Raw genomic sequence first — 26,643 nt, forward strand, 5'->3', positions numbered from 1 at the left:
GGCATCAGTCCCAGATTGGCGCCAGGCCGTCAGGGCTGACTTCGCGGCCATTGCGTTCAAGGGTGGCGATACGCGCCATGTCTTGCTCGTCCAGGCGCAGGCTGCGGGCGAGCAGGTTGCTGGCCAGGTTCTCTGGCTTGGTGGACGACGGGATCACCGCATAGCCCAGTTGCAGCGCCCAGGCCAGGGCGACTTGGGCCACGGTGGCCTGGTGCTTGGCGGCGATCTCGGCCAATACCGGGTCCTTGAGCACCTTGCCGTAGGCCAGGGTCATGTAGGAGGTGACACTGATCCCTTGTTCCTTGAGGAACGCAGTGAGCTTACCGCCTTGCAGGTAGGGGCTGAGCTCGATCTGGTTGGTAGCGATCTGCTCTTTGCCGACCACGGCGATGGCTTGCCTGGTCAGTTCGATGTTGAAGTTGGAAACACCGATCTGGCGGGTCAGGCCCAGTTTCTTGGCCTCCAGCAAGGCTTCCATGTATTCGGCCAGCTCGACGCCGTTGCCCGGGGCCGGCCAATGGATCAGCAGCAAGTCGACATAGTCGGTGCGCAGCTTGCCCAGGCTGTCGCGCAGGCTGGCAACCAGCTTGTCGGCGGCGTAGTTGTCGACCCAGATCTTGGTGGTGATGAACAGTTCGCCGCGGGCTACGCCGCTTTCGGCGATCGCCTGGCCGACATCGGCTTCGTTACCGTAGATCTGCGCGGTGTCGATCGCGCGATAGCCCAGGGCCAGCGCCGACTTCACCGAATCGATGACCGCCTGGCCGGTCAGGCGGAAAGTACCGAGGCCAAAGGATGGAATACTCATGGATTTGCTCCTGGTGATTGTTGCGTACGATGATCGGTGCGTTGGCTGCCGCAGCTTATGGCCCGCGGCTCAGCGATCGCTTGGATGCGGCGTAGTATGGCCACCGCCCGGTGGCGGATTAAGCCGTCGGCGCACCAAAGTCCTTTGACTTGAAGTCACGAATCAACGCCAGCGCTGTGTACTTTCGACATGGATGGATCGGGGAGGAGGGCGCGTTGCCGATAGATGCCGGGGCCGCTGTATCATCGCCGCAAACAATAATCAGGAAGCCAGGCCGATGATCGGGTTCACCTTTCGCCAGCTCGAATACTTTGTCGCGGCCGCGGAGCAGGGCAGCGTCAGCGCCGCTGCCAGGGCCATGCACATCTCCCAGCCCTCGGTGTCCCTGGCGATCGCGCAACTGGAGACGGCACTTGGCGAAAAGCTCTTTCATCGCCAGGTCAGCCGGGGCATGGAGTTGACTCCGGCGGGCCGCAAGCGCCTGGAACAGGCACGGGACATCCTGGGCCGGGCGGGGGCCATGGTCGGCGTCGAGGATCACCAGGCCGGGCTGCGCGGCAACCTGAGCCTGGTGTGCTTCCAGGACCTGGGACCGTATTTCACCCCACGCCTGCTGGCGGGCTTTCGCCAGCGTCACCCTGACGTCTCGATCACCCTGTTCGAGAGCGACCTGGCGGGCGTCAATCGACGCTTGCTGGAAGGGCAGGCGGAGCTGGCCCTGACCTACGGTGTCGGCCTGAGCCCGAATATCGAGGCCCGGGTGCTGGAGCGCCTGATGCCCTACGCGCTGCTGCCAGTGGGTCACCCCCTGGCCGCCCAGGAGCAGGTTTCTCTGGTGGACCTGGCCGCCGAGTGCCTGATCCTGGAGGACATCGCCCGTACCCGCGAGTACTTCCTGTCGTTGTTCTGGGCACACGACCTGCAGCCGGCGTCATTGCAACTGACCCAGACCTTCGAGATGCAGCGCGGCCTGGTGGCCCATGGGTATGGCGTGGCGCTGTCCTGCACGCGGCCGGTGGGCGATCGCAGCTATGACGGCCAGCCCCTGGCCTGTCGGCCGTTGCTGGAGGCCGTCAGTCCGCAGCCGGTGGTGCTGGCTCAGTCCAGCGCCATGCGCCCGTCGCCGGTGGCCCAGGCCTTCCAGGAGTGGGCCAGCCAGCAGTTTGCCTGCTAGGGCGCGGGGTCGGCCGGGACCGGCTTGCTCGCGGCGCCCGGCTGCTTGCCGCCCCGGGCGATGCACAGCCAGTAGCCGATGGACAGCAGCACCAGCCAGCCCAGCCCGACGAACAACGAAGTGCGGGTATCGGGGAACCAGGCCAGGACGCCGAAGATGAACAGCATGAAGGCGATGCCCAGGGCCGGCCCGACCGGCCAGAGCGGCACCGGGAAGACCAGGGCGGCGACCTGCTCGGGCGTCATGCGCCGGCGCATCATGACTTGCGACAGCAGGATCATCAGCCAGACCCAGACGATGGAGAAGGTCACCACCGCCACCAGGATCAGGAACAGATTCTCAGGTGCCAGGTAGTTGAGCAGGACCCCGATCAGCAAGGCTACGCACATGACCGCGACCGTCATCCAGGGCACCCCGAAACGCGACAACCTGGCGAAGCTCGTCGGCGCCTGGCCGTTCTCGGCCATGCCGTACATCATGCGTCCGGCGGCGAAGATATCGCTGTTGATGGCCGAGATCGCCGCCGAGATCACCACGATGTTCAGCAAGGCCGCCGCCGACTCGATACCCAGGGCACTGAAGATCTGCACGAACGGACTGCCTTCGCTACCCACCTTGGACCATGGGTAGATCGCCATCAGCACGAATAGGGTCAGCACGTAGAACAGCAGGATCCGCAGCGGTACCGAGTTGACGGCCTTGGGTATCGCCCGCTGCGGTTCCCTGGCCTCGCCGGCGGTGACGCCGATCATCTCGACGCCGCCAAAGGCGAACATCACCACGGTGAACGAGGCGACCAGTCCGCCGATGCCATTGGCGAAGAATCCGCCATGGCTCCACAGGTTGCTGAAGCCGGACTGGCCCTGGGCCGAACCGCCGGGCTGGATGCCCAGCAGCAGGATTGCGATGCCACCGACAATCATCGAGACAATGGCGGTGACCTTGAGCAGCGACAGCCAGAATTCCATTTCCCCGAAGACCTTGACGCTGCACAGGTTCAGCGCGGCGATGCCGCACACGATGCCCAGGACCCAGATCCAGCGGGGCGTATCGGGAAACCAGAAACCCATGTAGATACCGAACGCGGTGACGTCGGCCAGGCACACCACCAGCATCGAGAAGGCATAGCTCCAGCCGGTGAGAAAGCCGGGAAAGCGTCCCAGGTACTGGCTGGTGTAGTGCCCGAAGGACCCCGATACCGGGTCGCGCACGGCCATTTCGCCCAGGGCGCGCATCATGATGTAGATGGCCGCGCCACCGATCAGGTAGGCCAGCAGGACCGAAGGACCGGCCAATTGGATCGCCGCGGCGGAACCGTAGAACAACCCGGTGCCGATGGCCGAACCCAGGGCCATGAAACGAATATGACGGGTGCTCAGGCCCCGCCGCATGGAGGGCTGTTTATCGTTCATCTCAAGTCACTCCTGATTGTTCTTATTATTCGGGTGTCAACTGCCGATGATGAAACGCGAGGGGCCGGTATTCCTGTTCCGGCAATGGATGAGGGGGAGGCAGGCAGGGCTATTAACTGGGCAAACGCCGGGGCTGGCAACCGGTTGGTTATATAAAGTGCCTATATTGATGAATAAGTAATCTGTCGTTTACGGGAAAAGTTCAGGGCCTCGATACTGGGCTTCATTAAAACAACAAATAGAGGCTGATGTGATGAACCGGCAGATCGAAGAGTTTCGGCGCGATGGCGCCATTGTCCTGCGTGGAGTCTTTGGCGACTGGATCGAGCGCTTGCGCGAAGGTTTCGAGCAGAACCTGGCCGAACCCAGCGCCTTCGCCATCGAGAACGTCGGCAGTGGCGAAGGTGGGCGCTTCTTCGAGGACTACTGCAACTGGCAGCGTATCCCGGCCTTCCAGGACTTCGTGCTGAACTCGCCGGCGGCGGCCATCGCCGGGCAGTTGATGGCGTCGCAACAAGTGCAGGTCTTCCATGACCACATCCTGGTCAAGGAGCCCGGCACCTCCAAGCCCACGCCCTGGCACCAGGACCTGCCTTACTACTGCGTCGACGGCTTGCAGACGGCCAGCTACTGGATTCCCCTGGACCCGGTGACCCGCAGCAACACCCTGAGCGTGGTCCTGGGCTCGCATCGCTGGCCCAAGCCGGTACGGCCCAAGAGCTGGGCCAGCAACCAGGACTTCTACGGCGCCACCGACGACCACACCGGCGAGAGCCTGTTCATGGACATGCCGGACGTGGACAACGGCCAGTACCCGATACTCTCCCCGGAGCTGCAACCGGGGGACGCCATCGTCTTCGACTTCCGCACCGTGCATGGCGCCGCCGGCAACACCGGGAGCGGCCGTCGACGGGCGTTCTCCACCCGGTTCATGGGCGACGACGTACGTTACATCCAGCGCCCGGGGCGTACCTCGCCGCCCTTTCCCGGCATCGACCTGAACGACGGTGATCGCATGCGCGAAGACTGGTTCCCGGTGGTCTGGCGGCGTGGGTGATCGCAAGGCCAGCGCAGCGCCTAGCTAATCTCCATGCCTGTGGGGTTGGCCGCCAGTGTCGCCACTAGTCCTGGCAGACACGGCGCAGCCATTGCAGCAAGCTGCGGCTGCGCGCGCGCAGAGGGCTGTTCTGCCACTGGTAGACCGCCAGAGCCTCATCCACCTTGATCGACTGCTCGAACGGGCAGATCAGCTCGCCGTTGTCGATCATTTTCTCGGTGGTGCGGCGCCAGCCCAGGGCGAAGCCGAAGCCTTCGACACAGGCCTGCATCATCACCGGGTAGCTGTCGAAGAACTTGCCCCGGGTCTCGTCCAGAAGCGCGAGTCGGTAGCGGGCCAGCCACTGGGCCCAGGTCATCCAGTCCTGGGGAACCACCCAATGATGCAGCAGTGGCAGTTCGGCCAAGTGCTCCAGGGTCCGGGCCGCGGCAGGCAACTGCTGCCAGTAGCCCGGGCTGCAGACCGGAAAGATCTCGTCGCTGATGGTGAACAGCCGGGAATGGCCGCCCGAGGGGCGCCCGGTGGACTGGATGGCGATATCGAACTTCTCGGTGACCTCGGTGATGGGGACGGTGGAGGCGTTCAGGCGAGTGTCGATTTCGGGGAATCGCTGGTGGAACAGCGCCAGCTTGGGTGTCAGCCAGTAGAAGGCCTCGCAAAGCTGGACCGTCAGCGCGACTTCCCGGGCGTCCCGTTTCTTGCGCAGTTCCTCGGTCTTGGTGGCCAGCCCCAGCAGGGAGGATCTGACTACATCGCGAAATTCCCTGCCTGTCGCGGTCAGGAATACCGCGCGATTTCTGCGGGTGAACAGGGTGACGTCCAGGTATTCCTCCAGGGCACGGATCTGCTTGCTGATGGCTGCCTGCGTCAGGTTCAGCTCTTGCGAGGCCTTGGAGAAGCTCTGCAGGCGCGCGGCCGCCTCGAAGGGCACAAGGCTGGAGAGGGGCGGGAGCGAGCGTTTGAAATTGTCCATAACCTTGGTTCCTCCTGCTTAACCACAAGTCGCTTTAACCGCGCTGGATGCGTGAGCAGAATCTGTCGGCACATCCAGAAGGGAGACAGCAGGAGCGCAAGCATGAACGTTTCGTCCGTGGAGAACCGTCAGAGCATCATCATAGTGGTCGGTTCGGTTTTCTTGTTGTCCGTTTCGGATGCCATCATCAAGGCTGCAAGCGCGCAGATTTCGTTATGGCAGCTCAATGTCATCCGCTCCTTGCTGGCGGTGGTGATGCTGGCCGCGCTGGTGCTGCTACGCAACGGCAAGGACAGCCTATGGCCGCAGTCCCCAGGCTGGGCGACGCTCAGGGGGCTGCTGCTGGCCCTGATGTGGATCGCTTTTTATGCCGCCTTGCCGTTCATTACCCTGACCATGGCGGCGCTGGCCATCTATACGACACCGCTGTTCATCACATTGTTCTCCTCCATCTATCTGAAAGAGCGGATTACCCCGCGCAAGTGGTTCTCCATCGTCCTGGGGTTCGCCGGGGTGCTGGTCACCCTCAATCCTACGGCGGACGACTTCAGTTCCTATGCCTTACTGCCGATCCTCGCGGCCATGCTCTACGCCCTGGCAGCGGTGGTGACCAAGGGCAAGTGCGCGGACGAGGACGCCATGGTGCTGGCCATGGTGATGAACCTGGTGCTGTTGGCCAGCGGCCTGCTCGGCAGCCTGTTGATCGCCATGGCCGGGCCCCTGGAGCCACAGCAGGGGCAATTGCGTTTCCTCTTGGGCGACTGGTCGTACATGCAGTTGGCCGACTGGACGTTGATGGTCTTGCTCGCGGTGCTGATGGTGCTGGTCAGCACCGGTATCGCCAGGGCCTACCAGATCGGCGAGCCCAGCATCATCGGCGCGTTCGACTACACCTACCTGGTCTTCGCCATTCTCTGGGGAGTCCTGGTGTTCGAAGAGTCCTTGAATGCCCGGATCGTCACCGGGCTTGTCATGATCCTGATGTCCGGATTCGTCCTGTTCAAGCGCCCCGCTTAGCGCAGGGCGCGCAGAGAATCCTTAGGAACGGGGTATTGCCCCTGCGGTCGAATCTTCCAGATGCGCAGGGCAGGTTGTCCTGCGGATGTTCCCGTCACTGCCTTGCAGGAGGTCGTCATGGCCCGAGCGATCTGGAAGGGCGCCATCAGCTTCGGGCTGGTGCATATCCCGGTGTCCCTCAATAGCGTGGTCGCCAGCCGTGGGCTGGATTTCGACTGGCTGGACAAGCGCAGCCTGGAGCCGGTGGGCTATCGGCGGATCAACAAGGTCAGCGGCGAGGAACTGCAGCCGCAGCAGATCGTGAAGGGTATCGAGTACCAGAAGGGGCGCTACGTGGTGCTCGGCGAAGACGAGATCCGCCAGGCCCGGCCCGCGGCCACCCAGACCATCGATATCTTCTCCTTCATCGCTGCCGCGGAGATTCCCCTGCAGCAATTCGACACGCCCTATTACCTGAGTCCCGATCGGCGCGGCGGCAAGGTCTATGCCTTGCTGCGCGAAACCCTGAAGGCCACGGACAAGGTCGCGCTGGCCCGGGTGGTGCTGCATACCCGGCAACACCTGGCCCTGGTGCGGGCGCTGGAGGATGCACTGCTGTTGATCACCCTGCGTTGGCCCGACGAAGTACGCAGTCTTGCGGGGCTGGAGTTGGACAGCAGCGTGACTCGGCCCAAGCTCGACAAGCGCGAGCTGCAGATGGCCAAGCGGCTGGTGGAGGACTTGAGCGGCCACTGGGAGCCTGGGCTATATCACGATGATTTCACGGACAGCATCATGGCCCTGGTGCAGGAGAAGGCCCGCAAGGGCCGGATCGCCACAGTGCCCATGGGGCAGGCGGCGCAGGACAAGAGTGCCGATATCCTCGACCTTACCGAACTGCTCAAGCGCAGCCTCGGTGGTGGCAAGGCCAAGCCGGACAGGCCGGCCAAGCGCACCCGACGGCGGGCGTCCTAGTCCAGGCAGGTCTGGCCAGGCAGCAGGCAACCGTCGGTAGGCCTGGCCGGCAAGTGCCTTGAACTTCTCCCAGGGCACCGTCTCCACCGTTACAGGTCCCTGGCCTTGTCGGCCATCGGGCACGCCACACGTGGAGCAGCGCCATGGCCAGACCGCTATCGCAATACCGCAATAAACGTGACTTCCAGGCCACCCCCGAGCCAGTGGGCCGTCGGCCCCGTGGCAGGCCGGCGCAGGCCCTGCAGTTCTGCGTGCAAAAACACGATGCCAGCCACCTGCACTACGACTTTCGCCTGGAACTGGGAGGCACCCTGAAAAGCTGGGCCATTCCCAAGGGACCTTCGCTGGACCCCGGGGTGCGCCGCCTGGCCGTGCATGTCGAGGACCATCCCCTGGACTACGCCAGCTTCGAAGGGCATATCCCTGAAGGCCACTATGGCGCGGGCGAGGTGATTGTCTGGGACCGCGGCAGCTGGTTTCCCGAGGGCGACCCCCACGAGGGTTATGCCCGGGGCAAGCTGCGCTTTCGCTTGCAAGGCGAGAAGCTCGGAGGCTGGTGGAACCTGTTTCGTACCCGCCTGGCAGGCAAGAAGGAACAATGGCTGCTGGTCAAGTCCGCCGATGACCAGGCCCGTGCCGAAGCGGAGTACGACATCCTCCAGGCGCAGCCGCACAGCGTGCTCAGCGCGCGCACCCTGGCGCCGCGCCAGGCATCGGCGTCCACTTCCCGGCCCAGGTCTGGGAGCAGGGCACGCTCCACGTACCAGGAGTTACCGGGCTCGCTCAAGCCGCAGTTGGCCACTTTGGTGGACACGCCGCCGGCGGGCGACTGGCTCTATGAAATCAAGTTCGACGGCTACCGCATGCTGGCCCGTATCGAAGGAACGCAAGTGCAACTGCTGACCCGCAGCGGCCTGGACTGGACGGCCAGGATGCCCAACCAGGCCCGGGCCCTGGCCGAGCTGGGACTGGAATCGGCATGGCTGGACGGCGAGATGGTGGTGTTGGATGCCGACGGTGTGGCCGACTTCCAGGCCTTGCAGAACGCCTTCGATGCCGGGGCCGACCAGGACATCCTCTACTACCTGTTCGATGTGCCCTTTCTCAATGGCGTGGACCTGCGCCAGCGACCGCTGCACGAGCGCCGCGCTGCGCTCAAGGCACTGCTGGCCAACAACCGCGCGGCGGCGCTGCGCTATTCCGAGACTTTCGACCAGCCTGTGCAGCAGCTGTTGGCCGGCGCCTGCCAGATGCACCTGGAGGGCCTGATCGGCAAGCGCCCCGACAGCCCCTATGTCAGTCGGCGCAGCGGCGACTGGATCAAGCTCAAGTGCCAGCAACGCCAGGAATTCGTGATCCTCGGCTACACCGATCCCAAGGGCAGCCGCAGTGCCCTGGGCGCGCTGTTGCTGGGGCTGCACGACCCGGACCGGGGCGGCTTGCGTTACGCCGGCAAGGTCGGCACCGGCTTCAGCAGCGCTTCCCTCCAGCACTTGCTCCAGCGGTTGCGACCGTTGGAAACATCCCGGCCGGTGTTGGATAAAGCGCCCGCGGGGGTGCCTGCGGCCACCGTGCACTGGGTGCAGCCGCGCTTGCTGGCGCAAGTCTCTTATAGCCAGATGACCCGTGAAGGGGTGGTACGCCACGGTGTCTTCCATGGCCTGCGCGATGACAAGCCGGCCACTGGCGTGGTCCTGGAGCGAGCGGCACCAGCCCCAGCGGCCAGCCCAGCAGCCGATGGCTTGCGCATGACCCATGGCGAGCGTGTGGTCGATACCGTAAGCGGTGCCACCAAGCTTAAGGTGGCCGAATACTATGCCCGGGTGGCGCAGTGGATCCTGCCCCACCTGCAGCAGCGCCCGGTGGCGCTGGTGCGTGCTCCCCAAGGCCTGGCGGGAGAGCTGTTCTTCCAGAAGCACGCCGCGCAACTGGCGATTCCCGGCTTGCGGACCTTTACCAAGGCCCAGGCAGGCCAGGCGGCCATGGTCATCGAGGGGCTGCCAGCGCTGCTGGGCGCGGTGCAGATGAACACCCTGGAACTGCATACCTGGAACGCCACCAGCAAGGACTTCGACCGGCCTGATCGCCTGGTGCTCGACCTCGATCCGGACCCGACGTTGCCCTGGAAGAGCATGGTCGAGGCCTGCCAGCTGACCCTGGCGCTGCTTGACGAGCTGGGCTTGCGAGCCTTTATCAAGACCAGCGGGGGCAAGGGCCTGCATCTGCTGGTGCCGTTAGCGCGGCGGGCCGGTTGGGACGAGGTCAAGGCCTTCAGCCAGGCAATGGTCCAGCACCTGGCGGGGTTGTTTCCCGAGCGCTTGTCGGCGGTGTCCGGGCCGCGCAACCGGGTGGGCAGGATCTTCATCGATTACCTGCGCAACGGGCGGGGAGCGACCACGGTCTGCGCCTATTCCCTGCGGGCCCGGGAAGGCCTGCCGGTCTCGGTGCCGGTGCACCGTGACGAATTGCAGCAGCTGCGTGGAACGGGGCAGTGGACCCTGGCCGACCTGGCGCGACGCCTGGATGAAACCACCGACCCCTGGGCCGGCTATGCCGCCACCCGCCAGTCGATCACCCTGGCGATGCGGCGAAAGCTTGGAATGGACGAGCCGCCAGCCTGAGTCCGCCGGGATCCTGGAACCGTATACACCGAGGGTGGTCATTGCTTCTATGCTTTTACGGCGCTGGTGCGACCTGAAGGGGCCAGCCAGTATCGATCCACATCGTCACCCGTGGTCATCGAGGACACCGCCGGGACAGTTGCAGCGGACCAGGATGGCCACGGGATCCAGCAAGGAGCCTCCATGCGACTCGCCAATTTCATTCTCATCCACATGGAATCGATCTTGCTGGAATGGGAGAGGTTCGCCAGATCCATCGAAACCCCTTATCCGACCCAGGATGCCCGCGGCCTGAGAAACCAGGCGGCGGATATTCTCAGGGGCATCGCCCACGACATGCTCACCCCGCAGAACGATGCGCAGCAGTTCGAGAAGTCCCAGGGCCGTGGCCCGGTCGTCCAGGCTGATACGGCAGCGCAGAATCACGCCCAGGCGCGCTGGTCGGCGGGCTTCACCTTGAACCAGATGGTTGCCGAGTACCGGGCCTTGTGGGCCAGCGTGTTGCGCTTGTGGCTGTGCGACGAGTTGGAAGCCAAAGCCACCCGTACCGACGACATGCTGCGTTTCAACGAGGCCGTCGACCAGGTGCTCACCCAGTCCATCGCTTCCTTCGAGGCGGCCCTGGAGCAGACCCGCAAGCTGTTCCTGGGCATTCTCGGCCATGACTTGCGAACCCCCTTGGGAGCGGTGCTGATGGGCGCCGACCTGCTGGCGCGATCGGTGGCCGAAGGCCGCCAGCAGCACCTGGCGCTGCAGATCGGCGCCAGCGTGCGCCGGGCCAACCGGATCGTCGACGACCTGCTGGACCTGGCGCGGAGCAACCTGGGGGAGGGTATTCGGATCCGCAAGGAGCGCATCGAGTTGACGGCGCTCTGTGCCCAGATCATCGATGAGGTGCGCGCTTGCTATCCCGAGGTGTGTATCCGGTTCGAGCAATGCCAGCCGCTCAACGGATTGTTCGATCCCGGGCGCATGGGCCAGGTCTTGGCCAACCTGCTGGGCAATGCCGTGCAGCACGGCGATAGCTGCCAGCCCATCGAGGTGCGCTTGGAGCGTGATGCGTCTGCGATCTGCGTTGAGGTGCACAATCAGGGCGAGCCCATCGCCGCCGAGGCGCTGCCGCTGCTGTTCAACGCCGGTGGCAGTGGTTACGAGCGCGGTGTTTCTTCAGGGCTGGGCCTGGGCCTGTTCATCGCCGCGCAGATCGTGGCGGGGCACGATGGGCACATCGAGGTGCGATCTACTCGAGAGCAAGGAACGACGTTCCGGGTCAGGATCCCGGCAACGCTGGACTGAATGAAGGGCGCAAGGGCCGCAGCCCTTGCGCAGTCACCTCAGGTATCAGCTGCGGCCATGCCCACCGCCACTGTGCTGACCACCCTTCTTGCCGGCCTCGGAGGCCTTTTCACGGTCATTGGCAAAATTGCCGCCGGAAGCGTGACCGCCTTTTTTCCCGGCTTCGGATGCTTTTTCGCGATCGTTGGCGAAGTTGCCCGGGTTGTTATTGCCTTTAGTCGTCATGATGATTTCCTCTTGGTGATGAAATATCGGCGCTCACTGCATAGTGAGCATTAACTGGGAGTTCGGGGAAATTCCCAAGGTCGAAAAATATCCCCGCTGTGGCGATGAATGGTATTGGCTGGCCATTGGCTAGTTATTTTTCTTGATGGGTTTTTATAAATAAGCGGTATTTGAGTAACTGGCGTGCATAAGTAAACACCCATATGGATGCATGCGCTGTCCATATGGGTGATTCGATATTCGGTCATTATCGGAACATTGAATCTTGAACTTGTGCCAGACAGGTTTTTCTACTGATTTACTACCAGCCTTTTTGTCGCAGGTGTGCCATGAATAACTTAATCAACGTCTCCCGGATAACCCTCTTGCTCGCTTGTCTGCTGGCCCTGCAGGGCTGCTTCGAAAATAGCGGGGACCAGGACAAGGACCATTCCAAGGCCTCGGTCCAGATGAGCGAGCCCGAATCCCGGGACAACGGAAACCGCGACGCCGGCGGCCAGCCATAGCAGCGCCCGAAGGGGGAGCCAGAACGATGCCTGAGCGGTCCATCAGCCGAAGGGTCGTGGCCCACTGCCACGCTGGTGCTGCGTTGCATGAGCGCCAGACCAACCTCAACCTGGCCCGCTGGCTGGCCGAGATCCTTGGCTGGCCGTTCGACGGTGCCTGGCAAGACCCCATGCCGCGCACTGGCATGTACCTGGTACCTACGCGCACTCTGATCGGCGAGCAGCGGCGTGAATTGGGCATCACCGGGGTCCAGGACCTGCTGGGAGGCCATGTGCAGCAGGCGTTCATGGCCAGCAAGGCCATTTCCCATCCGCTGCCCCGGCGCACCGGTTATCGCCCAGTCGGTTGGAACCCGCAATTCTGCCGTCAAGTGCGCCAGGTGGTGCTGCCGGGACTGACAGTGTTCGATATCGCCGATGCCCGGCGTATCGCCCGCCAGTACCTGGGCCCGGCCCAATTGCGGGTCAAGCAGGTCCAGGCCAGCGGCGGAACGGGACAGGTGGTGCTACGCACTGCCCAGGACCTGGAGCATTGGCTGGGGCAACTGGACCCCGATACCTGCCGTGCGGGCCTGGTACTGGAGGAGAACCTGCACCAGACCCGCACCTATAGCGTGGGCCAGGTCTTGATCGACGGCTTGCTGATCAGCTATCACGGGCGCCAGTCCCAGCAGCCCAACCAGCGCGGCGAGCCGGTGTACGCCGGTTCCCAGCTGTGGTTGGCGCGTGGGGGGTATGCCCAGTTGCTACAGCATGACCTGGAGCCCGAGGTGCGCCAGGCGGTGGAGCATGCACGGGCCTACGACGCGGCGGCCACGGCCTGCCTGCCGGGGTTCTTCGCTTCGCGGCGCAACTACGACGTGATAGGCGGGCTGGGCCACGATGGCCGGTTCCGGCTCGGAGTGCTGGAGCAGTCGTGGCGCGTGGGCGGGGCCACGGGAGCGGAACTGGCGGCCCTGCAGGTGTTTCGCCAGCAGCCGCAGGTGGATTGGCTGCGGGCCGAGACCTGCGAGACGTGCCAGGAACAATTGCTGCCTCCAGGCGCCGTGCTGTTGTATCGCGGGCCTGACGAGGCGGGCGGCTTTCTACTCAAGTATGCGCAGGTGCAGGCCCATGGCGGTTAACAGCGAACAGGTCCTGATCGATGTCCAAGCGGAACGACTGGCGGGCAATCTGCTCAGCCCCAAGGTCCGGGTGCCCGGCGTGTTGTTCGTCCACGGCTGGGGCGGGAGCCAGGAACGCGACCTCAACCGGGCCCGGGGCATCGCCGGCCTGGGCTGCCTATGCCTGACTTTCGACCTGCGTGGCCACGGTGCGGCCAACCAGCGCCAGGCCCAGGTATCGCGCGAAGACGGCTTGCAGGACGTGCTCGCCGCCTACGACCACCTGGTGGCGCATCCGACGGTCGATCCGATGGCCGTGGCGGTGGTCGGTACCAGCTACGGCGGCTACCTGGCCACCCTTCTCAGCCAGCTGCGCCGAGTACGCTGGCTGGCGCTCCGGGTTCCGGCCATCTATCGCGATCGTGACTGGCTGGTGCCCAAGCGGGCCCTGGATCGCGAGGATCTCAAGCGCTATCGGGCCAGCCCCATCGATATACAGGGTAACCGGGCACTCAAGGCTTGTGCCGGGTTTCAGGGGGACGTGCTGCTGGTCGAGTCCGAGCATGACGAACATGTGCCCCATACCACCATCATGAGTTATCGGGCGGCTTTCCAGCGCAGTCACTCGCTGACCCATCGCATCATCGACGATGCCGACCACGCGCTTTCCAGCGAGGCCTCACAGGAGGCCTACACCACGATCCTGGTGGATTGGGTCACGGAAATGGTGGTCGGCGAACGCCTGAGCATCAGCCCCAGGGTCTGAGGGCGGTTCCGCAGCGCTGCATGGCCCGTCTGATGCTCAGCCACTGGGCCAAGGCTTCACGGCGCTTGCCGTCCGCCCGGCTCTTGGCCTGGGAGTAGCGGGCCCAGACCTGCTTGTCACAGGCACCTCGGCCGATGATCTGGTAGGCCAGGTCGTCCAGCCGGTCGGCCTCGTAGAACAGTCGGGTGTTTTCAGCTATTTCCGCGTCCCAGTCCCGGGCGCTTGGTTTCTTGGTGGCTTGGCGTTTCATTTCTGTCCCTGCTCAGACCAACGAAGCGGAGCCGAATGGAACCACTTGACGTCGGTTATCCCGTACTTTTCCGCCATTGGCCTGGAGATCTTCTTTACCGGGTCGCGATCGGACTTCGGAATAATCCCGACGCCCGCATCACAACTGGCCCAGTGCCAAGCCTTGGCGTTATCCATGGTCTTGGCCCTGATAACGAAGAATCTTGGCTGGCCATGTAGCAGATAGTGGATTTTGTAGATGGTTTCCTGATTCATGAATATCTCCTTGTACACAACTAGTCGATATCCATGCAGGGTGAAGAATTCAAAGTAAAATCGATTGTTCGACAATTCAAATTAGTACCAACGGCCAGAGCCGTATGTTTTATCAAAAAACTATTTTCAATTTTTAGCGACTATGGCGTTTTAATGGCGCTGGGTAACTAGTTGCTCACTACGAGCAGGCGTTGCATGGCCATGCAAGTTACAACTTGCCTGGTCGTGGTTTTATTGATGCGGCCCGCTTGATAGTTGCTCATATCTGTGCCTGGACAACTCAGGCGCGCTGGCGTTGCTGACGCAGGGCCTTGGCCCGTCGTTCCAGCACCAGGTAGACCATGCTTGCCAGGGCCAGTGGCAGCAGCAGGTAGATTGCCCGGTAGCCCAGCAGGGCCGCCAGGACCGCTCCCTTGCCCAGTTGATGCTGGAGCAGGGTGATGAATACCGCTTCCAGTACACCCAGGCCGGCCGGGATGTGGGTGATGATTCCGGCGATGCTGCTGATCAGCATGATCCCCAGCACTTGGGGATAGCTGGCGCCGACGGGCAACAGCAGGAACACCACCAGCGCCGGCAGCATCCAATTGAGCGATGACAACGCGGCCTGGATGAGCGACATGGTCGTGCCGGGCAGTTCCAGGCACTGGTTGCGCCAGCGCCAGGTTCGGCGCTTGGCGAAGCGGCACGCCAGCAGGTAGGCGGCGGCCACCGCCAGCAGCGCGCCACCCACCATGCGCAGGCCGCTGCTGCCCAGGGTCCAGTGGTCCGGCAAGCGCACCAGTCCCAGGGCGAACAGCACGCCGGCCAGCAGCAGGTAGCCCAGCCAGTTGGTGGCCAGGCTGAAGCTCAGGATCCGCGTGATCGTGCCCACCTCCAGGCCCAGGCGCGAATACAGTCGGTAGCGCAGGGCGATAGCACCGACCCAGGCGCTCAGGTTGAGATTGAAGGCATAGACCACGAACCCCAGCGCCAGCACCTGGCGGGCCGGTAACGAGTGGCGTACGTAGTGTCCGGCGAGCAGGTCGTAGCTGCTGTACAAGGCAAAGCTCAGGACTGTGGCCCCCAGCGCCAGCAGCAGGGTAGTGGCGCTATAGGCGCCAACGGCCTGGCTGACCTCGTGCCATTGCAGGTTCCTGGCCAGTCGCCAGAGCAGCACCGGCACCAGCACCAGGAACAGCAGGTTGAGCAGGCGCCGGGCGCGTACCAGCCAGCCATGGCGCCCGCCGTTCATGAACTGTGCTCCCGTTCCAGGGGCTGCTGGCACCGACGTCCAGGCGGGCCCGGTATCGATTCGAGTCGCGGCCGGTGGGCCGGCAGCCAGCCGGCGATGGCCGGGAAATGCCGTAGCAAGTGGAAGTACAGGAAAATCACCGGCCCGCGCCACCAGTGGCCGCGCAGCAAGCGCTGCTGGGTGACCTGGCGACAATCGCGAGTCATCAGCCGCTCCAGGTGGCGATGCAGGCGCTGGTTGAAATCGACGTCGCGGATGATCAGGTTGGCTTCCAGGTTCAATGACAGGCTCAAGGGATCGAGGTTGCTGGAGCCCACCGTGGCCCAGTCGTGGTCGGCCAGGGCCACCTTGCCGTGCAGTGGTCGGCGGACGTATTCATGAATGGCCACGCCATCGCGCATCAAATAGTTGTACAGCAACCGTGAGAACCCCCGAGCCCAGGGCAGGTCTGGCTGGCCCTGGAGGATCAGGCTGACCTGCACGCCACGGCGTGCGGCATTGCGCAGCTCGCGGATCAAGCGGTAGCCAGGAAAGAAATAGGCATTGGCCAGGACCAGGCGCTGGCGGGCAGCGCGGATCGCCTGCAGGTACTGGGTCTCGATATCGTCGCGGTGTCGCTGGTTGTCGCGGATCGCCAGGCGGATGCTTGTCGGGCCGCAAGGAGGCATCGCAGGCAGCGAGGGGCCGGCGGGAGTCACCTGGGCCAGGGTGGCCAGGGCTGCGGCGCGGATATCGGCGACCACCGGCCCGTGTACGTCCACGGCATAGTCCTGCTTGGCCATCGGACCGAAGTCACGCAGATGATCGGCAGAAAAGTTCAAGCCGCCGATGAACGCCCGTTGGCCATCGATCACCAGCACCTTGCGATGCAGGCGGCGGAACAGGTGGGTACGCAAGCCGAACAAGCGGGGATGCGGATCGAACAGGTGGACCCGCACCCCGGCGTCGACCATCTGTGCGACGAAGTCCGCGCCCAGGTCGGCGCTGCCATAACCGTCGACGGTGATCTCCACCCGGGAAATGCGCCGGGCCGCTTCGATCAGGGCTTGCTGCAGCGCGCAGCCGACCTTGTCCTCGAACAGGATGAAGGTCTCCAGCAGCACCTCTTGGCGGGCATCGGCGATGGCCGCCAGTACCCGGGGGTAGAATTGCTCGCCGTTGATCAGCAACTCGATGCGGTTGCCAGCGCGCCAGCCGGGGCTCATAGCCAGACCTGCACTGCCAGCGGCGCGTGATCCGACAGGTGCGACCAGGGTCGGGTGGAGAGCACCCGGGGGTCGCAGGTGCGGCCGTTGCGTACATAAATGCGGTCCAGGCGCAGCAGGGGCCAGCGTGCGGGAAAACTGCGGGCCGCACGCCCGAGATGGCGAACGAAGGCTTCGTGCAATCCCTGTTCGGCCAAGAGTGCATCGGCCCGCAGGCGCCAGTCGTTGAAGTCGCCGGCGACTATCACCGTGGCCCGTGGCGGCAGGCCCGCTACCAGTTCGCACAGCAGGCCCAGTTGCAACTGCCGATGAGCTTCGCGCAGGCCCAGGTGTACGCAGATCGCGTGCACCTCGCGCCCCGGCACGGCCAGCACCGAATGCAACAGCCCGCGCTGTTCGTCGCCCTGTTGCGAAACGTCCAGGTTGCGGTGGCTCAAGATCGGGTATTTCGACAACAGGGCGTTGCCGTGCTCGCCCTCGGGGTACACCGCGTTGCGCCCGTAGGCGAACTCGTGCCACATGCTGTCGGCGAGGAATTCGTGGTGGGGTTGGCGGGGCCATTTGTCGAAGCGCTTGGCGTGGTGACTGTGGTCGCCCAGTACCTCTTGCAGGAACACCAGGTCGGTGCCGGTGGCGCGCACCGCGTCGCGCAGTTCGGGCAGCATGAAGCGTCGGTTGAGAAAGGTGAAGCCCTTGTGGATGTTCACCGTCAGGACCTTGAGCGAAGCCACTGCCGGTGCTTCGTCGGGCCTTGGCAGGAGCATGCCGTTCATTGCCAGTCGCCCTCGGGCAGGTGCCCGGGCTGCACGGCCAGGGTATCGGCCAGGCCGAGGCGCTCCAGCAATTGGCGAGCGTCGTAGGGCGCGCGGACCTTGATATCGTTGTCGAAGTAGCAATAGACGTCCCGCGCGCCGCCTCGGTCGCGCTCCAGGTCCTGGAATCCGGGAATACGCCGGGCATCGGCCGGTTGCCGGCCCCGGCGCCAGAGTTCGATGCGCTGGCCCCAGCGTTCCAGGGCCTGGTCGCTATAGCCGCTGGCGTAGAGCTGTTGGTCGCCGTGCAGGCGCACATAGACGAAGTCGGCGCACAACTCCTCGACCCAGGGCCACTTGCCGGCGGTGTCGGCCACCACCAAGGCGACGTTATGCCGGCGCAGCAGCGTGACGAAGGCCGGATCCAGGAAGCTGGCGTTGCGGATCTCCACGCAATGGCGCAGCGCTGCGTCGGCGGGAATGTCCAGGTAGCCCTCGCGCCGCAGGCGTTCGTCGCAGTCCCGGGCCAGTTGCCGGGCCATACGGCCCTGGTGCGGCAGTTGGGCGAGGAATTGCTCGAACAGGGCCGGATCGAACTGGAAGCTCGGCGGGAACTGCCAGAGGATCGGCCCCAGCTTGCGGCCCAGCTGGAACAGCCCCGAGGCGAAGAAGTTCGCCAGTGGCTCGTGGATGTCCCGCAGGCGCCGGACATGGGTGATGAAGCGCGGCGCCTTGACACTGAAGACGAACTCCTCGGGCACCCGTGCGGCCCAGCCGGCATAGCGCTCGGGCGTCTGCAGGGCGTAGAACGAGCCATTGATCTCGATGCTGCCCACCGCGCGCGAGGCGAAGGCCAGTTCATCTTTCTGGGCCAGTCCCCTGGGGTAGAAATCACCGCGCCAAGGGGCATAGCGCCAGCCGGAAATGCCGATATGGATCTTGCTGCTCATGCTGTCCTTCCCATGCCGCTCAACGCTCGGGCTGTGGGCGCAATTGCACCTTGATCCAGCCAGGCTCACGCCGGTCGAAGGCCTCGAAGGCCGCGATGGCGTCGTCCATCGGCCGGGTCTGGGTCAGGATGCTGGCCGGATCGATACGCCGGTTCAGCACCATGTCGATCAGCGTCGGAATGTACTTGCGGTGGTGGCAGTTGCCCATGTTGATGGTCAGGTTCTTGTTCATCGAGAGGCCGATGGGAAAGCTGCGCGCCTGCTGCGGATAGACGCCGATGATCGACAGCGTGCCGGCCTTGGCCAAGGCTTCGACGGCCCATTGCAGGGCCTGGTCCGGCGCGTCGCCAGGTTGCCATTGGCCGCTGTCGCCATGGCCATGGGCCGCATGCTCGGCGTCTACCCCCACCGCATCGATGGCCCGGTCGACGCCGATGCCGGCGGTCAGCCGCTTGAGGGTGGCCACCGGCTCTTCCTGGTCGAAGTCGATGGTCTCGGCGCCTTGCCGGCGCGCCATCTGCAAGCGGTCCGGATGGTGGTCGATGGCGAACACCCGGGCGGCGCCCAGCAGCCTGGCGCTGGCGATGGCGAACTGGCCCACCGGGCCACAGCCGAACACCGCCACGGTGTCGCCGTGGCTGACCTCGGCCAGCCGTGCGCCGAAGTAACCGGTGGGGAAGATATCCGAGAGCAGGATCGCCTGGTCGTCGCTGATTTGCTCGGGCAGCTTCACCAGGCCGATATGGGCGAAGGGAATCCGCGCCTTTTCCGCTTGCAGGCCATGGAACGGCCCGGTGATCTCGGGGCCGCCATAGAACGCAGTGCCGGCTTCCTTGCCATGGGGATTGACGTCGTCGCATTGGGCGTAATAACCGGCCCGGCAATAGGCGCAGTTGCCACAGGCGATGGTGGAGGGCACCACCACTCGGTCGCCCACCTGCAGGTTGCGCACGTCGGCGCCCAGCTGTTCGACGATGCCCACGGCTTCGTGGCCAAGGATGGTGCCGGGCTTCATCGGTGCCACCGTGCCACGGACGAAATGCAGGTCGGTGCCACAGATCGCCGAGGCGGTCACGCGGATGATGGCGTCGGTGGGAGCCAGCAAGGTGGGTTCGGCGACGTCGTCGAGACGGATATCGCCCACGTTATGGAATACAACGGCTTTCATGACAGATCCTCCTGGGGAACAGGGTCGGCAACGCCTTGCAACCGGTACGGCCGGCGGTGCTGCAGCTCTTCACTGTTCCGACGGGGAGGCCTCAGGCACCGTTCAAATTATTGCCGGGAGCAGGGGACGACTGGTCCGCCAGCAATCCATTGCTCGCCTGTTCCTGCGATGCCAGCTGGCGCAGGTAATCGGCGAACCCACCGCTGGCGCGACCCAGCAGGCGGGCGCTGGTGGTCACCCGGGGCAGTTGGCTCCAGCAGATGCGCGCACCCAGGCGCTCGAAGGTACGTACCAGTTGCACATCTTCATGGGCCGACACCGGGAGGAAACCGCCGGAACGCAAGTAGGTCGCGCTGCAGAAGCCCAGGTTGGCGCCGTGGATATGCCGATGATCATCGGCCTGGGTGTAAGCCTGGGCGTAGCGCTGGCGGACGCCCTCGTGCAGCTCGCCCCAATCGCGGACCTGCACCGTGCCGCAGACCATCTGCGCTCCCAGGGACAGCTGCGCCACCAGCCAGTCCGGGGCGACTTCGCTGTCGGCGTCGGTGCAGGCAATCCAGCGCGCGCCCTGGGCGATCAGGTAGTCGCTGCCCACTGCCCGGGCATAACCGACATTGCGCGCGTCGACCTTCAGTCCCTGGACACCGGCCGCCACGACGAGCGCTTCGCTGTCATCGTCGCAGGCATCGAGCACCACCAGGATCCGCACCCGTTCCCCGTCCAGATGCGGATGCCGGGCAGCCTGCTCGACGGCGTGGATGCACTGGGCGAGCAAGGCTTGTTCGTTGTGGGCGGGGATCACTACCCCGATCATGCCAGGCCCTCGCGCTGGGCCACCGAGGTGGCACGAGTGCCCCATACCTCCAGGACGAAGTCGGCCTCCACATGGCGCAGCAACCTGGGCAATTGCAGTTGCCTGGCCAGTTGCCGGTGCACCCGGTCGCCGTCCAGCGGGCATTCGCTGATGGGGTGGCGCCAGTGGCAGGCCAGCAGCGTACCGTCCGCGGCCAGTGCGCCACGGGCCTGGGCAATCAGGCGTTGCAGGTCTTGCAGGTCGAGGTAGTAGCCCAGTTCGCTGATGACGATCAGGTCGAAGCGCCCGGTCGGCCATTGCCGTGGCAGGCGTGCCTGGCGCACCTCGGCCTGGTCCAGGTGCTGCAAGCATTGGCGAGCCTCGCGTACCGCCAGCGCCGAGGTATCGCAGCACAACAAGCGGTGGCAGCGCTCGGCCAGGCCCAGGGCCAGCTCGCCGTTGGCACAACCGGCTTCCAGCCCCCGGTGATAGTGGGGGCGGGGCAGGGCGGCGAGGGTCAGGTCGCGCTTGCGCTGCTCATACCAGCGCGAGCGCATGGCCCAGGGGTCGGGATTGCCATCGAACAACCGATCGAAGTAATGGTCAGCGACGCTCATAGGAATATCACCTCGAAATCCCTCAGCAGGCGCTCCAGGGTCGAGGGACCCAGTACCGGGGCATTGCCATTGAGGGGGTCTGGGCTGATCTGGCTGGTGAAGGCATGCACCGCGTGGCGCTTGCGGGCCAGGGTCGGGGCATCCAGCAAGAGCTTGCGCGCCCGGTGCCAGGGCAGGCGCGGGTCTTCCGGCTGCGCCCAGTGCCAGGCCCAGACCGGTAGTTCATGGACCCGCGCACCGACCTTGCTGGCTACCGCCAGGCAAGCGCGCCCGCAGGCTTCGTGATCGCTGTGGCCATCCTGGTGCCAAGTAGTGAAGACCACATCGCCGGGTTGCAGGCAGCGTTGCAGAAAAGCCTGCACGCTTCGCTCGTGGCGGGCCACGGCGGTGTCCGCAAAGCCGCCGCGCACCCAGTCCATGCGCTCCGGCGCCAGGCCCAGGCGCGCCAGGGCCACCGCGCTTTCCCGGGGCCGCACCTGCGCCAGGCGACGCGGTGTCCAGTAGCGTGAGCCGGGATGACTGGCGCAGCCATCGGTGACCGAGACCAGCAGCAGTTGGCGCTGCATCCGGGCCAATTGCTGGAGCAAGCCGGCACAGGCGAGGATTTCGTCGTCGGGGTGGGGCGAGACGATCACCGCGCGCGCTCCCTCCGGCACCAACTGTTGTGGTGCTACCGTCCCGAGCGCGGCGAGCCGGCATGAAGCGCTCCAGGCCTCGGGCGATGTGCCCTCGCCGATGATCGGATTGGCGTTCATGGCAGCCAGCCTCCCTCCGGATGCGTGGCCACCAGGCTGCCCAGGACAGCGAGATCGCGCTCGGCATGGCTCTGGCGCAGGTACACCGGCAGGTCGGCGAACAGCCGGGCCAGGTGCGCGTCGCGGCAGTAAGGCGTGGCTCCCAAGGCCCGGCCGACGTGTTCCAGCACTTGCGTGGCGCTGGCTTCGCAGGCGGCGCGCAGGCGGCGGGCAGGTAACTCGGCAGCGGTCGCAGGTCGCTGGTCGATCCACTGCGCTGTGTCTCGCAACAAGCTGGCACTGGCTTGCAACGCGCATTCCACTACACCCAGATGGGCCAGGGCATGGGGTTCGGGACGCGCGTTGCAGTGCTGGCGCAGGGCTTGGCCGATGGCCTGGGCCGCGCCATGCCAGCAGGCGGCGATGCCGGCGCCGCCATGCCAGAACCCCGGTCGTTGCAGGTAACCGTCCGCTGGGCCGACCAGTTGGCCGTGGGCACCGTCCAGCACCACCTCGACACTCTGGCTGGCGGCCATGCCCACGGCCTGCCAGCCGTCGCTGGTGACGTGCACACCGGGCTGCTCCAGTGCCACCGCTACCAAGCGTTGGCGGCCGTCTGCGTCCCAGGCGGTCAATAGCCCGTGGCTCAGGATCGAGGCACCGGAACACCAGGCCTTGAGCCCCTGCAGGCGCACATCGCGCGAGTGCCGGGTAGCATGCAGCGTGACCCGGGCCCGCGGCGATTCGGCGGCCCACATGCCCCAGGTACTGTCCGCGCAAGGTAGTGGCGCCGACCAGTACTGCATGATCGCCAGGGCATCGGTATGGCCTTCAAAGAGCTTGCACAGGCTCAGGTCGCAGGCCGCCACCCGGGCCAGGGCCTGCCAGCGCAACAGCGTCTGGCCCTGGCCGGGCAGCGGCAGGCGGTCGAGGCCCTGGCCAACCAGTTGCTCCATGAGCCGTGCCAGGGCAAGGGGCTCGAGCGGGGAGCCCAATGGCCACTCGCGCAGGCAGGTATCCAGCCTGGGCAATGAAAAACTCTCGTGCATATTCGTTCCTCGATCCCGCATCCAGTCTTCTGCCGGTCGGACCTGGCGCTGTCTCGCGGCAGGGCCCGGGCGATGGCTCCTCCAGCGAGGAAGCCTGGCGCAGCGGCGGCGTCAGCATATGGAGGGAGGCGGGGGTTGCGCGGTTCAGTTTTTATCGCCGCTCGGCTTGCCGGCGGTGGCGTTGGTAATGCAGCAGTAGTGGTTGGGTGCTCAACCCGTGGGCCAGGATGCTCAGGGCCACCACCGACAAGGTGAGCTGGATGCTGAGTGTCGCCTGCGCCGGTTCGAGCTGGTGGTTCAGGGCATAGAACAGGTAGTACAAGCTGCCGATGCCGCGGATCCCGAACCAGCCCAGCAACAGGCGCTGGTGACGGTCGAGCAGGTCGCCCCAGGGCATGGCCAGTACGCTCAAGGGGCGTACCACCAGGAACAGCAATGCCCCCAGCAACAACGCCCGCCAATCCCAGTGCGCCGGCAGTACCACCCCCAGCAGGGTGACGATGAACACTTCCATGGCCCGCTCCACTAGGCTGCCGAACGACAGCATGTCCCCGAGCATGATGCCGGCTGCCACCTGGCGCTCTTCCAGGGCCTGGACATCGCCGTGCACGGATTGGCGTGGATCGCCGTGCAGGTGGCCGACCACCGGCTGCACCAGATGCTCGGCCGGTGGATGGCTGGCGCTGCTGGCATGGACTTCGGCCTGGCGCAATCCCAGGCCGGCGGCGAATACCGAGAGGAAGCCGTAGCCGTGCACCAGTTCCGCCGCGACATAGGCCAGGGCGATCAGGGCGAAGCTCAGGTAGTCGTTGGGCGAGACGCTGCTGTCGGCGTGGCGGGTGCGCAGGCGCAAGGTCAGACGGCCCAGGCCATGGCCCAGGCCGTAGCCGCAGAGCAGCCCGGCCGGTATCGCCCAGAGCAGGCCGTACAGCAGCCAGTCCGCGAGCCAATGCTGCGGGGCGCTGTCCTGCTTGAGCAGCAACACCCCGAGGATCACGAAGGCGAAGGCCACGCCGTCGTTGAGCCCGGCCTCACCGGAGAGGCCGAAGCGCACCCGGTCGTGATCCTGGGCATCGTTGACCTGGACCATGGAGGCCAGCACCGGGTCGGTGGGCGCCAGGATGGCCCCGAGCAGCAGGGCGAGGCTCCAGTTCAGGCCCAGTACGACGTGCAGCACCAGGGTGACGCCAAGGATGCCCAGCACCAGCACCGGTCCGGCCAGGCCGAAGGCCACCCACCAACTGCGGTCGGCCAGCGGCAGGCGCAGCTTGAGCCCGCTGACGAACAGCGAGAACAGCAACGCCACCTCGGTCAGGTTCTCCATCCAGTCCGCTGCCTGGCGGATATCCAGTTGCAGCAAGCCGACCCCGGCCGGACCGATGAGCACGCCCAGGGCCAGGCACACCACCGAGGTGGTGATCGGCAGCCAGCGCAGGTAAGAGGAGGTGAGCGCGAGGATCAGCAGCACCGCGCCTAGCACCGCGACCCAGATGGTAAAACTCATGGCCTGTGCTTCAAGCCAGGCTATGGCTGATTTGCAGCTCGCTGATGATGCACACCGAACCGTCGTTGGCGGGGGTGCTGTCGCTGTAGTCGACCTGGTTGTAGACCCCGCCGTGGAAGTCGAAGCGCTGGCCGTTCCAACTGCTGTCCAGTTGGCCCGGAGCACTGGCAGTGGTGATACCGTTGCAGGTCACGGCCACCAGGACCAGGCCGCCAGCGGTGGCGCTCAGGGTAATCTCGAAGGGGACCTGCAACGGCACATTGGTGGCGATGCTGCTGGTGGCCGGTTCGTCCTGGTCGAAGCTGGCGCGAAAGCCCCAGGTGATCCTGCCCTTGTTCCAGAACACCTTGACCGCCGGGCTGTCGTCGCCCTTGACGTGCAGCTGCGAGATCACCACCTTTTGCGCCGAATTGACCTGTTCCAGGCGCATGACCTGGCGGTTGCTATGCAGGTTGGCGCTGGCCAGGGACCAGTACAGCGGCTCCTTCCATTCGCAGCGGGTGCGGTGGGTGCTCTTGCTGGCGGCGCCACGGGTCGGCGCGCTCATGCGGATCGAGCCGTCGGGCAATTGGCTGATGACCTGGGGCACCCGGGCCAGGGCTTGGGCGCCCATCAGTTCCAGGGCCACCGGGTTGCCCGGGGAACTGGCAACCGGGGTGGTGATCATGAAGGGAAGGATGTCGACTGCCATGCAGAACTCCTCGTCGCTTTAAGCGGCTTGTGGATCAGGGCCATTCAACGGGATGACGCCAGCGGCCGGTGGACGTTCCCGCCGCCTGCCGGGAGGTCGCGCCTAGGCACCGCTGACCTTCCAGTGCTTGAGGTCGTCGCCGAATACCGGCTGGTGCACCTCGTGGGCGATGCCGTAGGCCAGCGATTCGTGGGCGGCGATGACCTTTTCCTCGGCCGACAGGCACTTGAATATGTCCAGCTGGGTCTCGGCGGCCGCGGTCTCGATCTCGTAGATCTTCACGTAGCGCGCCAGGTCGTTGTCCAGGCTGGACAGGTATTCGCGCAGACGCTGGTGATCCACCGAGTTCTGGCTGAAATACCAGTTCATCGGGTGGATCAGGAAGCGTGAATGGGGCGTGGTGATGCGTCGGTTGGCCGCCAGGAACAGGATGATCCCCATGGATTCGATGTTGCCTGCGTTGATCGCGCACAGCGGCACCGGCAGGGACTTGAGGAAGGTGTAGAGGGTGAAGCCGAAGTTGGTGCTGCCGCCGGTGGTCGACAGGTTCAGCAGCAGCGAGCTGGCACCTTCTTCGATGGCGTGCAGGCACGAGTCGCGAAAACGTTCGCTGGTGCTCTGGTCGATCTGGCAATGGAAGTGAATGATGTGTTCGGTCATAGGACGATCTCCCCATGGCGTGCCGGTGAACCTTCTACCTGTTGGTTGAGCTTGGCGTGTCGGCGAAGGTTCCAACGTTCTGCGCCGCTACCGACAGGCCCGCGGCAGCGCCCGGATCGAACTGAGTGGCAAACCTTATTGAACGCCGCCCAGGGCGGCGGACCTAATCCATGTGCGTGCGGCCCATGCATCGGCCGTTGGCCCCCCGGCATGGGCCGCCATCATCGACCCGACCCCAGGAGACTGCCGTGCCCCGTATCCTGACCTCCCACGCGGATGACACCCAACTGAGCGAACACAATGCCTCGATGTTCGGTTCGCCCAAGGAGCGCCTGGATTTCTACCGGCGGGAAATCCAGTACGAGACCAGTATCCTGGCCAATCGCACCGACGCCTACCTGGCGGCGCAATCGTTCTTGGTGATCGCCTTCGCCTCGTCGATGTCCAATCTCAACCCCGAGTGGGGCAAGCTGTTCACCCTGCTGGTACCACCGTTCCTGGCCCTGTTGGGCATTCTCACGACGCTCAATGCCTGGCCCGGTATCCGTGCCGCCTACGACATCATCGACCACTGGTATTTCAAGCAGGCGCAGTTGCTGCGCAGCGAACCGCTGATGGGCCTGGCCTACGACGAATCGCCGTTGTTCTGTGAAAGCGAGTCGACCCACAAGGGCTATCGCAAGTCGCTGCTGTTTTCCCTGCGCACGCCCTGGATCTTCGCGATCTTCTGGCTGCTGCTGGGCGGTTGGTCGATCTATATCCAACTGACCAATCCGGGGAGCTGAAGGGCCCGCAGCGGGCGCCCGGGCAAGGACGCAACCGCTGGCGGAAAGCTCCGGGAACCAGGGCCTAGCGACCGGTGTGCTGGAG

At 64.9% G+C, this 26,643-nt stretch carries 27 protein-coding genes and 1 pseudogene; 10 read left to right on the plus strand and 18 right to left on the minus strand.

Features of this window, described 5'->3' with window-relative positions; all coding sequences use genetic code 11:
* Window positions 1-4: 4 nt before the first annotated feature.
* Window positions 5-808, minus strand: coding sequence for a 2,5-didehydrogluconate reductase DkgB (gene dkgB / locus ACK6AU_RS13200; protein WP_185701370.1), 804 nt, complete (start codon window positions 806-808; stop codon window positions 5-7).
* 277 nt (window positions 809-1,085) lie between these two features.
* Here dkgB and ACK6AU_RS13205 point away from each other — a divergent pair, with 277 nt between their 5' ends.
* Entirely contained in the window at window positions 1,086-1,982 is an 897-nt protein-coding gene (locus ACK6AU_RS13205) for a LysR substrate-binding domain-containing protein (RefSeq protein ID WP_409299567.1), read from the plus strand.
* On the opposite strand, the gene ACK6AU_RS13210 is transcribed toward ACK6AU_RS13205, so the two are convergent.
* Window positions 1,979-3,394 (minus strand): amino acid permease, encoded by a 1,416-nt coding sequence (locus ACK6AU_RS13210; protein WP_409299568.1) that lies wholly within the window; start codon window positions 3,392-3,394, stop codon window positions 1,979-1,981. The two genes, ACK6AU_RS13205 and ACK6AU_RS13210, sit on opposite strands and share 4 nt — an antisense overlap.
* 253 nt (window positions 3,395-3,647) lie before the next feature.
* On the opposite strand from ACK6AU_RS13210, the gene ACK6AU_RS13215 reads away from it, so the two are divergent.
* Window positions 3,648-4,451: a phytanoyl-CoA dioxygenase family protein gene (locus ACK6AU_RS13215; protein WP_409299569.1), complete on the plus strand. Its 804-nt coding sequence runs from the start codon at window positions 3,648-3,650 to the stop codon at window positions 4,449-4,451.
* Window positions 4,452-4,515: 64 nt separating this feature from the next.
* On the opposite strand, the gene ACK6AU_RS13220 is transcribed toward ACK6AU_RS13215, so the two are convergent.
* Complete coding sequence (locus ACK6AU_RS13220; protein WP_409299570.1) at window positions 4,516-5,424, minus strand: LysR substrate-binding domain-containing protein; 909 nt, start codon at window positions 5,422-5,424, stop codon at window positions 4,516-4,518.
* A gap of 102 nt (window positions 5,425-5,526) precedes the next feature.
* Between ACK6AU_RS13220 and ACK6AU_RS13225 the strand changes: the two genes are divergently transcribed.
* The 4 genes from ACK6AU_RS13225 (at window position 5,527) to ACK6AU_RS13240 (ending at window position 11,312) form a co-directional block, all read left to right on the plus strand.
* Window positions 5,527-6,441, plus strand: a complete 915-nt coding sequence (locus tag ACK6AU_RS13225) for a DMT family transporter (protein ID WP_409299571.1) — start codon at window positions 5,527-5,529, stop codon at window positions 6,439-6,441.
* A 117-nt stretch (window positions 6,442-6,558) separates the two neighbouring features.
* Window positions 6,559-7,395, plus strand: coding sequence for a Ku protein (locus tag ACK6AU_RS13230; RefSeq protein WP_409299572.1), 837 nt, complete (start codon window positions 6,559-6,561; stop codon window positions 7,393-7,395).
* Between the two features lie 143 nt (window positions 7,396-7,538).
* Window positions 7,539-10,016, plus strand: coding sequence for a DNA ligase D (ligD, locus tag ACK6AU_RS13235; protein WP_409299573.1), 2,478 nt, complete (start codon window positions 7,539-7,541; stop codon window positions 10,014-10,016).
* Between the two features lie 183 nt (window positions 10,017-10,199).
* On the plus strand, window positions 10,200-11,312 hold the full coding sequence (locus ACK6AU_RS13240; protein WP_409299574.1) for a sensor histidine kinase: 1,113 nt from the start codon (window positions 10,200-10,202) through the stop codon (window positions 11,310-11,312).
* A gap of 45 nt (window positions 11,313-11,357) precedes the next feature.
* On the opposite strand, the pseudogene ACK6AU_RS13245 reads toward ACK6AU_RS13240, so the two are convergent.
* A pseudogene (locus ACK6AU_RS13245) lies at window positions 11,358-11,525 on the minus strand (general stress protein); the annotation flags it as partial.
* A gap of 341 nt (window positions 11,526-11,866) precedes the next feature.
* Between ACK6AU_RS13245 and ACK6AU_RS13250 the strand changes: the two are divergent.
* The 3 genes from ACK6AU_RS13250 to ACK6AU_RS13260 are packed head-to-tail and all read left to right on the plus strand — an operon-like array spanning window position 11,867 to window position 13,912.
* On the plus strand, window positions 11,867-12,043 hold the full coding sequence (locus tag ACK6AU_RS13250; RefSeq protein WP_185701428.1) for a hypothetical protein: 177 nt from the start codon (window positions 11,867-11,869) through the stop codon (window positions 12,041-12,043).
* A 26-nt stretch (window positions 12,044-12,069) separates the two neighbouring features.
* Window positions 12,070-13,167, plus strand: a complete 1,098-nt coding sequence (locus ACK6AU_RS13255) for a DUF3182 family protein (RefSeq protein WP_185701379.1) — start codon at window positions 12,070-12,072, stop codon at window positions 13,165-13,167.
* Entirely contained in the window at window positions 13,157-13,912 is a 756-nt protein-coding gene (locus ACK6AU_RS13260) for an alpha/beta hydrolase family protein (protein WP_409299575.1), read from the plus strand. Before ACK6AU_RS13255 ends, ACK6AU_RS13260 begins: the two co-directional genes overlap by 11 nt.
* Here ACK6AU_RS13260 and ACK6AU_RS13265 read toward each other — a convergent pair.
* The 14 genes from ACK6AU_RS13265 to ACK6AU_RS13330 form a co-directional block, all read right to left on the minus strand.
* On the minus strand, window positions 13,896-14,162 hold the full coding sequence (locus ACK6AU_RS13265) for a hypothetical protein (protein WP_185701381.1): 267 nt from the start codon (window positions 14,160-14,162) through the stop codon (window positions 13,896-13,898). The two genes, ACK6AU_RS13260 and ACK6AU_RS13265, sit on opposite strands and share 17 nt — an antisense overlap.
* Entirely contained in the window at window positions 14,159-14,416 is a 258-nt protein-coding gene (locus ACK6AU_RS13270; protein ID WP_409299576.1) for a DUF6555 family protein, read from the minus strand. Before ACK6AU_RS13270 ends, ACK6AU_RS13265 begins: the two co-directional genes overlap by 4 nt.
* A gap of 280 nt (window positions 14,417-14,696) precedes the next feature.
* A complete protein-coding gene (locus ACK6AU_RS13275; protein ID WP_185701383.1) occupies window positions 14,697-15,650 on the minus strand; it encodes a lysylphosphatidylglycerol synthase domain-containing protein in 954 nt (317 codons plus the stop codon).
* Window positions 15,647-16,855, minus strand: a complete 1,209-nt coding sequence (gene clsB, locus ACK6AU_RS13280; protein WP_185701384.1) for a cardiolipin synthase ClsB — start codon at window positions 16,853-16,855, stop codon at window positions 15,647-15,649. Before clsB ends, ACK6AU_RS13275 begins: the two co-directional genes overlap by 4 nt.
* The gene (locus ACK6AU_RS13285; RefSeq protein WP_409299581.1) at window positions 16,852-17,619 is read right to left on the minus strand and encodes an endonuclease/exonuclease/phosphatase family protein; all 768 of its coding nucleotides are present in this window, start codon (window positions 17,617-17,619) and stop codon (window positions 16,852-16,854) included. Before ACK6AU_RS13285 ends, clsB begins: the two co-directional genes overlap by 4 nt.
* 5 nt (window positions 17,620-17,624) lie before the next feature.
* Window positions 17,625-18,557, minus strand: coding sequence for a DUF72 domain-containing protein (locus ACK6AU_RS13290; protein ID WP_409299577.1), 933 nt, complete (start codon window positions 18,555-18,557; stop codon window positions 17,625-17,627).
* A gap of 19 nt (window positions 18,558-18,576) precedes the next feature.
* Window positions 18,577-19,725: a zinc-dependent alcohol dehydrogenase gene (locus ACK6AU_RS13295; protein WP_185701387.1), complete on the minus strand. Its 1,149-nt coding sequence runs from the start codon at window positions 19,723-19,725 to the stop codon at window positions 18,577-18,579.
* Between the two features lie 91 nt (window positions 19,726-19,816).
* Window positions 19,817-20,539, minus strand: a complete 723-nt coding sequence (locus tag ACK6AU_RS13300) for a glycosyltransferase family 2 protein (protein ID WP_185701388.1) — start codon at window positions 20,537-20,539, stop codon at window positions 19,817-19,819.
* Entirely contained in the window at window positions 20,536-21,135 is a 600-nt protein-coding gene (locus tag ACK6AU_RS13305; RefSeq protein ID WP_185701389.1) for a class I SAM-dependent methyltransferase, read from the minus strand. The genes ACK6AU_RS13300 and ACK6AU_RS13305 overlap by 4 nt, the downstream gene beginning before the upstream one ends.
* Window positions 21,132-21,890, minus strand: coding sequence for a PIG-L deacetylase family protein (locus tag ACK6AU_RS13310; protein WP_185701390.1), 759 nt, complete (start codon window positions 21,888-21,890; stop codon window positions 21,132-21,134). Before ACK6AU_RS13310 ends, ACK6AU_RS13305 begins: the two co-directional genes overlap by 4 nt.
* A complete protein-coding gene (locus tag ACK6AU_RS13315; protein WP_260498093.1) occupies window positions 21,887-22,918 on the minus strand; it encodes an acyl-CoA dehydrogenase in 1,032 nt (343 codons plus the stop codon). The genes ACK6AU_RS13310 and ACK6AU_RS13315 overlap by 4 nt, the downstream gene beginning before the upstream one ends.
* 151 nt (window positions 22,919-23,069) lie before the next feature.
* Window positions 23,070-24,422, minus strand: a complete 1,353-nt coding sequence (locus ACK6AU_RS13320; protein ID WP_185701392.1) for a sodium:proton antiporter — start codon at window positions 24,420-24,422, stop codon at window positions 23,070-23,072.
* 10 nt (window positions 24,423-24,432) lie between these two features.
* Window positions 24,433-25,113, minus strand: coding sequence for a polysaccharide lyase family 7 protein (locus ACK6AU_RS13325; RefSeq protein WP_409299578.1), 681 nt, complete (start codon window positions 25,111-25,113; stop codon window positions 24,433-24,435).
* A 102-nt stretch (window positions 25,114-25,215) separates the two neighbouring features.
* A complete protein-coding gene (locus ACK6AU_RS13330) occupies window positions 25,216-25,773 on the minus strand; it encodes an ATP-dependent Clp protease proteolytic subunit (protein WP_185701394.1) in 558 nt (185 codons plus the stop codon).
* A gap of 248 nt (window positions 25,774-26,021) precedes the next feature.
* Here ACK6AU_RS13330 and ACK6AU_RS13335 point away from each other — a divergent pair, with 248 nt between their 5' ends.
* A complete protein-coding gene (locus tag ACK6AU_RS13335) occupies window positions 26,022-26,558 on the plus strand; it encodes a hypothetical protein (protein ID WP_409299579.1) in 537 nt (178 codons plus the stop codon).
* The last annotated feature ends 85 nt before the right edge of the window (window positions 26,559-26,643 follow it).

It is taken from the genome of Pseudomonas sp. KCJK8993 (assembly GCF_046230915.1).
GTDB lineage: Bacteria > Pseudomonadota > Gammaproteobacteria > Pseudomonadales > Pseudomonadaceae > Aquipseudomonas > Aquipseudomonas piscis.

Bases quoted from the DNA above. Each gene is read 5' to 3' on its own strand.
- dkgB (WP_185701370.1), bottom strand. From the start codon at position 808: ATGAGTATTCCATCCTTTGGCCTCGGTACTTTCCGCCTGACCGGCCAG.
- ACK6AU_RS13205 (WP_409299567.1), top strand. From the start codon at position 1,086: ATGATCGGGTTCACCTTTCGCCAGCTCGAATACTTTGTCGCGGCCGCG.
- ACK6AU_RS13210 (WP_409299568.1), bottom strand. From the start codon at position 3,394: ATGAACGATAAACAGCCCTCCATGCGGCGGGGCCTGAGCACCCGTCAT.
- ACK6AU_RS13215 (WP_409299569.1), top strand. From the start codon at position 3,648: ATGAACCGGCAGATCGAAGAGTTTCGGCGCGATGGCGCCATTGTCCTG.
- ACK6AU_RS13220 (WP_409299570.1), bottom strand. From the start codon at position 5,424: ATGGACAATTTCAAACGCTCGCTCCCGCCCCTCTCCAGCCTTGTGCCC.
- ACK6AU_RS13225 (WP_409299571.1), top strand. From the start codon at position 5,527: ATGAACGTTTCGTCCGTGGAGAACCGTCAGAGCATCATCATAGTGGTC.
- ACK6AU_RS13230 (WP_409299572.1), top strand. From the start codon at position 6,559: ATGGCCCGAGCGATCTGGAAGGGCGCCATCAGCTTCGGGCTGGTGCAT.
- ligD (WP_409299573.1), top strand. From the start codon at position 7,539: ATGGCCAGACCGCTATCGCAATACCGCAATAAACGTGACTTCCAGGCC.
- ACK6AU_RS13240 (WP_409299574.1), top strand. From the start codon at position 10,200: ATGCGACTCGCCAATTTCATTCTCATCCACATGGAATCGATCTTGCTG.
- ACK6AU_RS13250 (WP_185701428.1), top strand. From the start codon at position 11,867: ATGAATAACTTAATCAACGTCTCCCGGATAACCCTCTTGCTCGCTTGT.
- ACK6AU_RS13255 (WP_185701379.1), top strand. From the start codon at position 12,070: ATGCCTGAGCGGTCCATCAGCCGAAGGGTCGTGGCCCACTGCCACGCT.
- ACK6AU_RS13260 (WP_409299575.1), top strand. From the start codon at position 13,157: ATGGCGGTTAACAGCGAACAGGTCCTGATCGATGTCCAAGCGGAACGA.
- ACK6AU_RS13265 (WP_185701381.1), bottom strand. From the start codon at position 14,162: ATGAAACGCCAAGCCACCAAGAAACCAAGCGCCCGGGACTGGGACGCG.
- ACK6AU_RS13270 (WP_409299576.1), bottom strand. From the start codon at position 14,416: ATGAATCAGGAAACCATCTACAAAATCCACTATCTGCTACATGGCCAG.
- ACK6AU_RS13275 (WP_185701383.1), bottom strand. From the start codon at position 15,650: ATGAACGGCGGGCGCCATGGCTGGCTGGTACGCGCCCGGCGCCTGCTC.
- clsB (WP_185701384.1), bottom strand. From the start codon at position 16,855: ATGAGCCCCGGCTGGCGCGCTGGCAACCGCATCGAGTTGCTGATCAAC.
- ACK6AU_RS13285 (WP_409299581.1), bottom strand. From the start codon at position 17,619: ATGCTCCTGCCAAGGCCCGACGAAGCACCGGCAGTGGCTTCGCTCAAG.
- ACK6AU_RS13290 (WP_409299577.1), bottom strand. From the start codon at position 18,557: ATGAGCAGCAAGATCCATATCGGCATTTCCGGCTGGCGCTATGCCCCT.
- ACK6AU_RS13295 (WP_185701387.1), bottom strand. From the start codon at position 19,725: ATGAAAGCCGTTGTATTCCATAACGTGGGCGATATCCGTCTCGACGAC.
- ACK6AU_RS13300 (WP_185701388.1), bottom strand. From the start codon at position 20,539: ATGATCGGGGTAGTGATCCCCGCCCACAACGAACAAGCCTTGCTCGCC.
- ACK6AU_RS13305 (WP_185701389.1), bottom strand. From the start codon at position 21,135: ATGAGCGTCGCTGACCATTACTTCGATCGGTTGTTCGATGGCAATCCC.
- ACK6AU_RS13310 (WP_185701390.1), bottom strand. From the start codon at position 21,890: ATGAACGCCAATCCGATCATCGGCGAGGGCACATCGCCCGAGGCCTGG.
- ACK6AU_RS13315 (WP_260498093.1), bottom strand. From the start codon at position 22,918: ATGCACGAGAGTTTTTCATTGCCCAGGCTGGATACCTGCCTGCGCGAG.
- ACK6AU_RS13320 (WP_185701392.1), bottom strand. From the start codon at position 24,422: ATGAGTTTTACCATCTGGGTCGCGGTGCTAGGCGCGGTGCTGCTGATC.
- ACK6AU_RS13325 (WP_409299578.1), bottom strand. From the start codon at position 25,113: ATGGCAGTCGACATCCTTCCCTTCATGATCACCACCCCGGTTGCCAGT.
- ACK6AU_RS13330 (WP_185701394.1), bottom strand. From the start codon at position 25,773: ATGACCGAACACATCATTCACTTCCATTGCCAGATCGACCAGAGCACC.